The sequence below is a fragment of the Tenacibaculum finnmarkense genome, assembly GCF_900239185.1.
GTDB lineage: Bacteria > Bacteroidota > Bacteroidia > Flavobacteriales > Flavobacteriaceae > Polaribacter > Polaribacter finnmarkensis.
The window spans coordinates 1-11,995 of sequence record NZ_OENA01000023.1; the positions used below are offsets into that span (position 1 = coordinate 1).

Annotated in this window: 10 protein-coding genes; 3 read left to right on the plus strand and 7 right to left on the minus strand. The window is 28.8% G+C overall.

All coding sequences use genetic code 11. From position 1 onward, the window contains the following. The first annotated feature begins 204 nt into the window (after window positions 1-204). Window positions 205-870, plus strand: a complete 666-nt coding sequence (locus AQ1689_RS02260; RefSeq protein WP_159459659.1) for a carboxypeptidase-like regulatory domain-containing protein — start codon at window positions 205-207, stop codon at window positions 868-870. A 12-nt stretch (window positions 871-882) separates the two neighbouring features. Then, a complete protein-coding gene (locus AQ1689_RS02265) occupies window positions 883-1,887 on the plus strand; it encodes a transglutaminase domain-containing protein (protein ID WP_101955052.1) in 1,005 nt (334 codons plus the stop codon). 216 nt (window positions 1,888-2,103) lie between these two features. Here the strand turns inward: AQ1689_RS02265 and AQ1689_RS02270 are convergent, their stop codons facing one another. Genes AQ1689_RS02270 through AQ1689_RS02300 form a run of 7 tightly spaced genes read right to left on the minus strand, consistent with a single transcriptional unit; the run spans window position 2,104 to window position 10,452 of the window. Next, entirely contained in the window at window positions 2,104-3,612 is a 1,509-nt protein-coding gene (locus tag AQ1689_RS02270) for a lipopolysaccharide biosynthesis protein (protein WP_101955053.1), read from the minus strand. Window position 3,613: 1 nt separating this feature from the next. Then, a complete protein-coding gene (gene wecB / locus AQ1689_RS02275) occupies window positions 3,614-4,699 on the minus strand; it encodes a non-hydrolyzing UDP-N-acetylglucosamine 2-epimerase (RefSeq protein WP_101955054.1) in 1,086 nt (361 codons plus the stop codon). Next, window positions 4,696-5,976, minus strand: a complete 1,281-nt coding sequence (locus AQ1689_RS02280; RefSeq protein ID WP_101955055.1) for a glycosyltransferase family 4 protein — start codon at window positions 5,974-5,976, stop codon at window positions 4,696-4,698. Before AQ1689_RS02280 ends, wecB begins: the two co-directional genes overlap by 4 nt. 1 nt (window position 5,977) lies before the next feature. Next, on the minus strand, window positions 5,978-7,165 hold the full coding sequence (locus AQ1689_RS02285; protein ID WP_101955056.1) for a glycosyltransferase family 4 protein: 1,188 nt from the start codon (window positions 7,163-7,165) through the stop codon (window positions 5,978-5,980). Between the two features lie 4 nt (window positions 7,166-7,169). Beyond that, complete coding sequence (locus AQ1689_RS02290) at window positions 7,170-7,691, minus strand: methyltransferase (protein WP_101955057.1); 522 nt, start codon at window positions 7,689-7,691, stop codon at window positions 7,170-7,172. Between the two features lie 28 nt (window positions 7,692-7,719). Beyond that, window positions 7,720-10,116, minus strand: coding sequence for a YfhO family protein (locus tag AQ1689_RS02295; RefSeq protein WP_101955058.1), 2,397 nt, complete (start codon window positions 10,114-10,116; stop codon window positions 7,720-7,722). 24 nt (window positions 10,117-10,140) lie between these two features. Further along, entirely contained in the window at window positions 10,141-10,452 is a 312-nt protein-coding gene (locus AQ1689_RS02300; protein ID WP_101915104.1) for a DUF4834 family protein, read from the minus strand. Between the two features lie 138 nt (window positions 10,453-10,590). Here AQ1689_RS02300 and AQ1689_RS02305 point away from each other — a divergent pair, with 138 nt between their 5' ends. Next, complete coding sequence (locus tag AQ1689_RS02305) at window positions 10,591-11,985, plus strand: transporter (protein WP_101955059.1); 1,395 nt, start codon at window positions 10,591-10,593, stop codon at window positions 11,983-11,985. Window positions 11,986-11,995: the final 10 nt, after the last annotated feature.

Sequence of the window (11,995 nt, forward strand, 5' to 3'; positions counted from 1 at the left end):
GTCGAAACTATGAATTATTAATGGAATCTTCCGAAAATATAACCAAATTATCCGCCATAAAACTTTTATTGAATAAAATTTAAACAGGCTCTAAATAATATTTTTATTTTTAAAACCTTCTAAAAAAGAACGTTTACTTATTAATATTTTGATAATACGCTATTAATGTATAGCTTTGGTATAATTCAACTAAAAAAATGCATCATGAAAAATCAATTTAAGTTAGAAATTAACACACCCTGTTCAGAAAAATTTAATGAATTTAAACCTACAAAATTAGGTGGTTTTTGTAATTCTTGTGATAAAGAAGTAATTGATTTCACAAAAATGACAGCACAAGAAATTAGTTATTATTTTAATAATAATACATCAAAAAATACTTGCGGACAGTTTAATAAAAAACAATTAACTACTTATAACGAAAAACCTATCCGAAGAAAAAAATATGGTTTTTTAGCAACTTTAGGACTTGCTGTATTGTCTTTGTTTTCTTTTAATACAACTCAAGCACAAGAAGGAAATACGCCTATTGATAAAAATAATATCGACCTAAATAATCAAGAAAAAGATATTCTTGTAAAAGGAGTTGTTTCTGATGAATCAGGACCTTTTCCAGGTGTAAGTGTTCTTTTAAAAGGAACTACTTCTAGCACAGAAACAAATTTTGATGGTCACTTTACATTTCCGAAATCACTAAAAAAAGGAGATGTTTTAATTTTTAGTTTTATAGGTATGGAAAATAAAAAAGTAATAATTCAAAATAAAAAATCTGCTAAAAATATCGAATTAAAAATAAATATGAAAGAGGATTCATGTATGTTATTAGGTAAAGTCGCTGTTAAAAAAGTGTACCGTTCTAAAAAATCTTAAAAATAAATTAGAATGAAAAATAGTATCGGCTTGTTTTTTATTATTTACGTCAATTTAATAAATGCCCAAATATCAGATTTTAAAGATAGTAATTTTACTAAAGCCGATAATATTGCAAAACTAAATCGTAACGAAAACTTAAAAAACGTACCGCTACTCTGTTATAAATTAACACATAAACTAAGTACCGATGTTGAAAAATTTAGAGCTATTTATACATGGGTTGCTACAAATATTAAAGGAGATGCTAAAACGCATAATAAAGTAACTAGAATGCGTGAAAAGTTTAAAAATGATAGCGTCTCTTTATCTAATTGGAATACTACTTATAAAAAAATAGTATTTAAAAAATTGGTGAAACATAAAAAAACAATGTGTACTGGTTATGCCTACTTAATTAAAGAAATGGCTAGTATTGTAAATATTGAATCTAAAATTATTAATGGTTACGGCAGAACGGTATCTTCTAATATTGATACGCTAGAAAACATAAATCATTCTTGGAATTCTGTTAAACTAAACAATAAATGGTATTTATGTGACCCTACATGGTCTAGTGGGTATATCGATGAAAATGGCATTTTTATTACAGATTATAATACTGGTTATTTTTTAACAGACCCTGTATTATTCTCTAAAAATCATTCTCCTTTACAGCAAAAATGGTTGCTAAACACGACACAAACCGTTTCAAACTTTACAGAAGCTCCTTTAGTTTATGGTGAAATTTTTAAACATAAAATAGTACCATTATTTCCTAAAAGAATGAACATAATAACAAAAAAACAACAGGTTGTTCATTTCAGTTTAAAATCATTAAAAGACAATTCATCTAAAAAAATTACATTGGTTTATTTTTCAGGTGATGATTTACGGCAATTAAAAATATACGATCTTAAAAAAAATAACACGCTGCTTTCTTTTAAATACAAATTTAAAAGAAAGGGTAATTATGATATTCATTTAAAAATTGACACTAATATTATAGTTACCTATGTTGTAAAAGTTACTGATTAATACTTCAAAAAAATAGCATCAAAAATCTTGCTAATAAACAATAATTATCGATACTATTTTATTTATTTAGCATATTAGAATACCCTTGAAAGAACTCGATATAAACTTGAAAAACGTAAAACCCCTAGCCCCGATTGACGCTTTATTTGAGCTCTTTTTTTGATTTTTCTTCAAAAAAAAGCGAGTGCGGAAAGCGGGAAATTGCTTCAAAAAAAATTATATTTTAATAAATCTACGTACTAAATTATTTATCTGATCGGAAATTGAAAACTTAATCACTATAAATAAATACGCAGGAATAATTAAAATACTTTTTAAAATGATGTTAATTAACGGATCTATTCTAAAGTTTTTTACAGAGAATTCTGGCACTGAAAAATTCCAGAAATAAAAGGCTAAAAACACTCCTAAAATTATAAAAACCATTTGCAAGGTTTTTAAGGTATATGGAAACATATTCAATTTATGACGCACAAACCAAAGCTTAAAAGCATTAAAAATTAAAACCGTTAATAAAGTTGCCAAAGCTAAACCCTCTGTTCCCATTCCGATATCATTATAGAAAAATATATTCAAATAATACACCATAAATGCCATTCCAACGCCAATAGGCATCGTGATTCTATAAAATTTTGAATTTTGAATAATTGCACCATTATTTCCTAAAGACATCATAAATAATTTTGCTCCAGAAATTAATAAAACAACCAATCCGCCACCTACTGCATAGTTTTTATTCGGCATTATTTTAAATAATTCATCAACATTACAGTTCACCAATATAAAAAATAAACCTCCAACTAATAATAAATTAATAGCGCTTTTATGATATAAACTATTAGTTTCTTTATCATTATTTTCATTGATAGATTTTGAGGTTAATGGCTGTAAAATTTGCCCCATTGCCCTGCTTGGCGCTTCAATAAAACTACCAATAAATAAAGCAACTCCGTAATATGCGGCTGTTGCAAAACCATCTTTACCAGGTATCATTACTTTATCAATATCCAACACAATAGCCCCTGCACTACCAGCTAAAACAATGTAAAAAGTGTATCGTAAAACTTCTTTAAAATTGGCGGGTAAGCCAAAACTTAATTTAGGAGTGTATAATTTAAAAGCATAAATCAACATCAATAAAGTTCGTATTATATAGGCTAATGCCATATAATATAAAAATTCTTGTTTGGTTATAAAATCGAAATTTACAGCAAATAATAACAGCATAATGGCAACTCTGTTGTAAAGTTCTTTTAAAATATTACCAAAAACCGACTGCATTTGTACTTTTGCCCACGAATAAAAAACCTCAAAATAAGCACAACAAACAGCAATAATATAAATATAAATAGTATAATTTTCGATAATTAAATTACCTTCAACATTACTTTTTGCGATATAACTCATAATTAAATTATGAAAAATATCCCAACAAAAACCGATAGGTAACGCTATTAATAAAGGTAAAAAGAGTACGGAACTTAAAAAACTATCTTTTTCTTGTTTTGTTTTATAAGCTACAAAAAATTTGATAATTGTAAATTGAATTCCCAATGCCATAATAGGCATTAATAAATTAGACGCTGAAAACACATACATTGCCAAACCGTAATATTCAGCTTTCAAAAATCTTGAATATAAAACGATGGTATTTACCCCACCAATTAAAAATCCTAAATAGATAATTATGGTGTTTTTAATTGATTGCCTTAATACGATTCCCAATTTATGAATTTATTAATTTGATGATTGATTGATATATTTTTTCGCCAACATTATTACCGTATAATGCTTCTTTAAAACTCTTTTTAGTGTTCAAAAACTCCTGAAATGCCTTGTTTATTTTCTGCGGATTTGTTGCTGTAATTTTAGCATAACCATTGCTTACAAGCTCTGTCCATTCGGTTTCTTCTCTAGCAATAATGCAATATTTTTCATTAAAAAAGGCTTCTTTTTGAAGTCCGCCGCTATCGGTAACCACTAAAGCACAATTTTTTAAAAGCTCGAGCATATCAAAATAACCAACAGGATTTATAAATGTGATATTCGGTTTTAATCCGTATAAATCCAACATTTTTTTTGTCCGAGGATGCAACGGCATGACCACTTTTTTTGATTTATTGATTTCTTCTAATCCTAAAAAAACATTGGTCAATTTTTGTTTATCATCCGTATTTTCTTGACGATGAATCGTAGCTAATACAAACTCATTTTTTGTCAAGTTTAAATCGGCAATAACGGTTGATTTTTCTTCGGAAAAAGCGCCGTAAAACTCCACAGCATCTTTCATAATATCGCCATGTTGCTCAATTTTAATCGCTAAATTATCAAAACCTTCTTGCTTTAAATTATCCACAGCAACTTGTGTCGGACAACTTAATAAATCGGCAATTCTATCAGTTATAATTCGGTTTATTTCTTCGGGCATTTGCATATTATACGAACGTAATCCCGCCTCGACATGCACTACTTTTATATGTAATTTCTTTGCTGATAAAGCGCCTGCAACCGTAGAATTTGTATCGCCATAAACCACAATTGCATCGGGTTTTTCAGCGATTAAAATTTCTTCAATTTTCTCCAGCATTTGCCCTGTCATCGCACCATGATTTAAACCGTTGATGTTTAAATTATATTTTGGCTTGGGAATTTGCATTTCATCAAAAAAAACAGCGCTCATATTGGCATCAAAATGTTGCCCTGTATGCACAATTATTTCTTCAATTTCTTGATGATTTTTTATGACTCTGCTTAACACCGCACCTTTTACAAACTGAGGCCTGGCTCCTAATATAGTGACTATTTTTTTCAAGAATTTACTACTTGTTTAAGTATTACTGATAATTTTTTGGTTAACTCCTTTCGATGGTATTGTTCAATGTTTTTTGAAGAAACTTGCAAGCTATTTTCTTTGTAGCTTTTATACAAATTTAAAACTGATTTTTTAATTGCTTCTTTATCATCAAAATCAACAATAATTCCTGAATTGGTGTTTTTTAAGATTTCTGCTAAATCGCCATCTTCAGGACCGATTGCTAAGATAGGGCGTTTTGCTTGTAAATATTCAAAAATTTTACCTGTTATAATTCCTTTAGCACTAGGGACTTTATTTACAGCGAGTAATAAAACTTGTGAATTACGTTGATATTTTTGTACTTCTTTGTGTGGAACGTAATTTATTTTTTCAACATTTTTAAATTGATGTTTTTCTAAATCAGCAACTACATCATCCGATAATTTTCCGATTAATTTTATTTCTAAATCATTTTTAAAAGCGTTATTTTCTTCAGATAATTCAGCTAAAGCTTTCCATAAAATAGTCGGATTTCTATCTGAATTCATTAATCCGATATGTGTTATTGAAAATTTTTCATCTAAAATAACCTTGTTTTTTTCATTTTCTGATGAATCATATCCATTAGTAATCACATGAATATTTTTTGAAAATTTTTTATAATTTTCTTTCATAGTTTCACCAACTACGAGTGTTGCATCAGCATTTTCTAAAACTTTTTTTTCTAATTGATGATGTTTTTTAATGGCTTTTTTAGTTAATGGTAACTGATGAAAATAATCAATATCTGTCCACGGGTCACGAAAATCAGCAATCCATTTTATGTTTAATTTTTTCTTTAATTTTAAACCGATTAAATGCAAACTATGCGGAGGGCCCGTAGTAATAATGGCATCAATTTTATTTTCTGATAAATATTTTTCTAAATATTTTACTGATGGTTTAATCCAAAATTTACGAGCATCAGGAATAAAATAATTTGCTCTAATATATTGTAATATTCCCCCCAAAAAAGTTGGATTCGGATTTAAAAAACCTGCACTTGTTTTGGTTTCTTTCTTTTTAAATATCGATAAAAAATCATTTGGTTCATAAATTCCTTTTTTGATAACTTCTAAATTATCAGGAACATCACTTTTCAAAGATGCATCAATAATTGGGTATTTCGCTTCATCAACAGTATAAACAACAGGTTCGATATTAAAATCTCGCAAATATTTTACAAATTTCAACCAACGTTGTACTCCCGAACCTCCTGCGGGAATCCAATAATAAGTAATAATTAGTACTTTCAAATTATAAATTAGCGTATAAATTAATTAATTCTTCTGATGTTTTATCCCAAGTAAAACGATTGTTTACAAACTCTTTTCCGTTAATTGCTAACGTTGTTCTTAAAGAAGTATTATTATATAGTTCTAAAACTTTTGCTGTAAAATCGGCTACATTTTTGGCTTCATGTACCAAACCTGAATTTACACGTTTCACTAAATTTTCTTGAGCAGTTGCATTACTAACCAACAAAGGTATGCCTAAACTCATATATTGAAACAATTTATTTGCGTACGTTGTATCGTGATGAATATTTCTGTGTAATGGCGATAAACAAACGTCACTATCAATAATATATTTTTGAAAAGTACTTTCATTTTGCCATCCTTCAAAAATAACTACATTATTTAACGCTAACTGATTTACACTATTTTTAAGTTCTGAACTTACTTTTCCAACAATTACAAATCGTATATTTTTAATATTTTTTTGTAATTCTGGTAAACTTTCTATAACTGTTTTCAAACCTCTTCTTTCGCCTGTATCACCGATATATAATAAATTGAAAGTTGTATCTTTTTTAGCTGATATTTCAATATTCTGATAAAAAGATTTTCGAACCGTATTAGGAACAACCGCTATATTTTGAGCTTTTATTTGAGTTCTGCTTAAAATTTCTTGTTTAGCTTCTTCGGTTACAACAATCAGTTTTGATGCTTTATTGATTAATTCAGTTTCTTTACGTTGCCATTTTTTTACTGATATTAAAATATTCGCAGGAAACTTTTTTAAATGCGGATAAAACTTCATTATCTGCGGACGATTTTCATGTAAATCTAAAACCACTGGAAGTTGCTTTTTATTCGCTAAAAAAACAGCTTCAGCAACAACCATATCGTGGATATGAATAATTTCGATTTTATAAACGGCTAAAAAATCAGCAATTTTATTTTTCATCAAATAAGAATAAAACGGAATTGTATAGGCTAAAGCCGATAATTTATATTCTATTTTATTTGATGAATATCTGACTACTTCAATGCCACTTATAAGCTCATTTTTTTTTTGATTTCCGTAAGTTAAGCAAAACAAAAACACTTGATGTCCTTGTTTTAGTAACTCAATTGCTTCGTTTTCAACTCTAGGATCAGGCGGAAATGTTTTGTCTAAAATCATTCCTATCCTCTTCCCTATTTTGATGGCTTTTTTCATATTTTTACGACTGTTTTTCTGCGTAAACAGCGTAATATCTAGGCGTAAATTTTCTTAACAAAGGTCTAATTCCTATTTGATTTATAGGGCTTGTCCATTTATTAGTATCTAAAATTTTCCAGCCCGATTTTTCTAATAACCAATCGTATTGCCAATCTTCAAATTCATGATAATGTCTATCCCACATATCAGTTTTACTTCTGTATGCATCCACAAACCACAATTTTAAAGGTACAGTTGTTACAATTTTAGTAGTTTCAATAGCTCTTAAAACATTAAAAGGAGCTAGTAAATGTTCAAAAATCTCAAAAGCTGTTACAGCATCTACTTTATAATTTTTAACTATTTCTGGTAATAAATCTAAATCATCGCCTTCGGTATTATACACCGTATATCCGTTAGCTTCCATAATTTCAGAAAAAGGATTTCGAACACCTAAATCTAAAATAACTGCGGGTGCAGGCACATTTTTCTTTAAAAATTCTAGTGTATGATGATATCTTTTCTTTGGAAGTTTTTTATACATTTTTAATATTTAAACAACATTTTTAAGTTTACTTTTTATTTTTTTTCTTTCGGATAAAAAACCAACCCATCGGAATTAGTAATAATAAAGCGTATGAAAATAACGTAATTTTATTTCCTGTTTCTATTATTTTCGGTTCGTATTTAAAGATAATTTCATGGTTTCCTTTTGGTATTTCCATACCTCGAAGTACATAATTAACTTGATAATGTTGAGTTTTAACGCCATCTAAATAAGCATTCCAACCATCTTTATAATAAATTTCTGAAAATACAGCAAACTGATTTTCTTGCGTATCAGTTTTATAAACTAAGGTTGTAACATCATTTTTAATTAATGATATTGTAGCCGTTGAATCTCTTTTAAATTGATTCGCTTTCGTATAATTTTTAGCATTAATTACAGCTGATGTTTTAGTATTTAAACTATCTAAAACAACTATTTCTTCATCTGCCGATGTAACAATTTTTAAATTATTTACAAACCATGCATTTCCGTTTGCGTCCGTATTTTCTTGTAATTTATCATCACCAACAATAAAGTATTTTGCATTTAGCATATTTAATACTTCCATATTATTTTTTGAAATTTGATACTCAAATAATTCTTGATATCGCTTCATTTTGGCTGCATGATATCCTCCTATCGAATTATGAAAATACGATGTTCTTCCATCTTGCATAGGATTTACGCTAAAATTTGCTACACGATAATGGCTCTTATCTTTTAAAATTTCTTTATCAGTTTTGGTTGCTGTAAATGGTTTTAATACTTTTCTAGCCGTTTTAAAATCTTCTTTATTTACGTATTTAATATCAACAGAAACTAAATCGAAAATAATTAAAGCTCCTAAAATTAGTATAACAGGCACTTGTTTTAATTTTCCTTTCAGATAAAACCACAACAATACAGCTGATGCTAAAATCAATAAAAAAGAACGAACACTATCTTTAAATAACATGGCTTTTCTGTCAGTAATTAAGGCATCAATTAAAGTTGGTAATTCTTGATATTGCGCATCTCTTAATCCTTCAAAAGCAAATAAACTTGAACCAAAAAGTGCAAATAATAAAGTAATTCCTCCTAAAACATAAAAAGCATTTTTTAAAGCATTTTCTTTTTCTTCGGATGCTATTTTTGAACAAAATAAATCACGTAAAGCAATAATACCTAATAAAGGAACGCATAATTCTGCAATTACTTGAATTGATGAAACTGCTCTAAACTTATTATACAACGGAACATAATCAATAAAAAAGTTAGTGATTCCAGCAAAATTTTTCCCCCAACTTAATACTATTGAAAAAATAGTCGCTGATACTAACCAATATTTTAAACGTCCTTTTACCAAGAAAACACCTAAAAAGAACAAGAAAAATAAAATTGCTCCAATATATGCGGGTGCTTCTACAATTGGTTGTGTTCCCCAATAGGTTAAAACTTGTTTCGAATATTCTTTAGCAACATTTCTACCTGCATTTTTTTCTAAAGTTTGATAAAACTCAGAATTTTCGCCTAATTCTTCAACAGTTCCACCGCCCATAAAACGAGGAATTATCAAATTAAAAGTTTCCGCAATTCCGTAACTATATTCTGTGATATACGATTTATCTAAACCTGTTGATTTTTCTTTTGGAGAACCGTCTGGATTAATAGTTAATGCCGATTTTCCTCGAGTACTAAAATCGCCATATTGTTTCATCGATAATAATCGAGTTGAATTTACACCCAAACCAATCGACATCGCTGCAACTAAAACAACTGCTTGTTTTGCAAATACAGGCAAACTTTTAGTTTTAAATGCCTCAATAAATTCAACAATTCCTAAAATCAACAAACAAAAACCTAAATAATAGGTCATCTGCGGGTGATTTGTATAAACTTCTAACGCCATTGCTAAGGCAGTTAGCACAAATCCTAGTAAATATTTTTTCCTAAAAACATATAAAACTCCTGCAATTACCACGGGCATATAACCGATTGCATGGGCTTTTGCATTGTGTCCTGCTCCAAAAATAATAATTAAATAGGTAGAAAACCCAAAGGATAAACTTCCTAAAATGGCTAATTTCCAATCGACTTTTAAAGCCGTTAATAAGATAAAAAATCCGAAGAAATATAAAAACAAATAATCGGCCGGACGTGGTAAAAAACGAATCGCTTTATCAATATAACGTACAAAATCATTCGGATAATACGCGCTAACCTGATATGCTGGCATTCCGCTAAAGGCATTTCCTAGCCAATATGGTTCTTCTCCTTTATCAATTCGATACTCTTTTACTTCTTTTGACATCCCTATAAACTGAGTAATGTCATTCTGTTTTATTTGTTTACCGCTTAAAACTGGGTTAAAATACAACAACGATATAATTGCAAAAACAACAAGTGCAATTGCAAAGGGCATCATTTTTTTATAATTCATAATTACTCTAAAAGTATGTAAACGTTAATCTATTTCTTCAAAATCAACATATTCTCCTACTGAATTGTTGGTTTTATTTATGTTTTTTGAACTAGTTGCTGGGTTTTTATCAACCACAGTTTTTCCTATTTCAACATCGTTTTGTTGTTTATTCTGATGCTGATTTTGCTGATTATTAAACTGCTGTTCCGCTTTTTTCTGAACTTTATTTACTGCCTTTTTTAATAAGTAAGGACCAAATAATTTCATTAGAAATTTAGAAATATAATAAAACGCCAGAATGTATAGTATCATTTTAAAAAGACCTGCTATTCCTGCTTCATTGATGTGTGTCATATTCACTTTTTAATAAAAAATTAATCAAAAATAACAATTTGAAGCAAAACAAACCGTTAAGACTTTACAAAACTTATATTAAATAGTAATTTCTATTTTATGTATGTTTGTAGTAATTGTATAAATTGATGTTATAACATGATTAAGAAACTCCTTTTGCTTTTTATTTTTTGCTCTTGCCTAGCTGTAAACGCTCAGTATACAACGGTTATAAATTCCAATCGTCCAGGGTTTTCTGAAAGCCCTTATAGTGTTGGTTTAGGTATTTATCAATTTGAAACAGGAGTGTTTTTTAGAAAAGCAAAAGCAACGCCTACCTTTAGTAATCCAGAGGCCTTCGGATTGAATCTTTTATTTAGAACAAGTTTTTTTACTGAAAAATTAGAATTTAACGTAAACACAAGCCTTCAAAAAGATAAAATTACCTTTAAAAATGTCTTTGAATCATCTACTAATAAAACAGGATTAAGTGAGCTTACTTTGGCGGCTAAATATTTAGTGTACGCGCCTAAATATGATGATAAAAAAAAAGAAATTAGAAGTTGGAAAAAAAGACATTCTTTTGATTATAAAAGACTAATTCCGCATGTTGGTGTTTATGTAGGTGCTAATTTTGGAAGTGTTTTAATGGAACATCATCAAAAAGGAGGTATCAATGCAAAGGCAGGGATTTTACTTCAACATGAACTTTCAGACAAATTATACGTTATTACAAACGTTTTTTATAATTATATTGGTAGTGATTTTAAAGAAATGTCATACATCGTTACCGCTACTAAAAACTTAAACGATTATTGGTCTGCTTTTGCAGAAATACAAGGAACTTCTGATCAATACCAAGACAAAACAAATATTGGCGTTGGCGCAGCGTATTTATATAGTGAAAACTTACAATTTAACGCAACTCTTAGAGGAACTTTACAACAAAAAGAACTTGGAATGTATGCCGGTTTAGGAGCTTCTTACCGATTAAATAAACACCACGATAAATTTTTAGAAGTAGATGAGTTTGGAAATAAAATTGAAGAACAAGAGGAAGAAGGTTATGACGAAAACAAAGGCTTTTTTGGTCGTTTAATCGCTAAAGTTAAAGGATTATTCAAAAATAAAAACAAACAAACTATTACCGTTAAAAATGGTGAAAAAGAAGAAAAAATAACCATTGATAAACCTAGAAGAACTCGTTCTAAATCATTAATTGAAATGATAACGAAAGAGGATAAAAAAGAGAAGAAAAAAACAACAAAAGAAGCAAAGAAAGCAGCTAAAAAAGCGAAAAAGAAAGCGAAAAAAGAGCTTAAAAACATAGAGAAAGAGCGTTTAAAAGCTGAAAAAGACAGTAATAAAGAGGCGGAACGTAAAGAAAAAGAACGCTTAAAACTTGAAAAAAGCATTCAGAAAGAAGCCGAAAAAGAAGCTAAAAAGAAAGAAAAAGAGCGATTAAAACTCGAAAAGGAAATAAAAGAACTCGAAGAGGACTTAAAAGAAGAAGAAAAGGATAAAGAAAAGGATGAAGAAAAAGAGGACGATTAAAAATAGTACA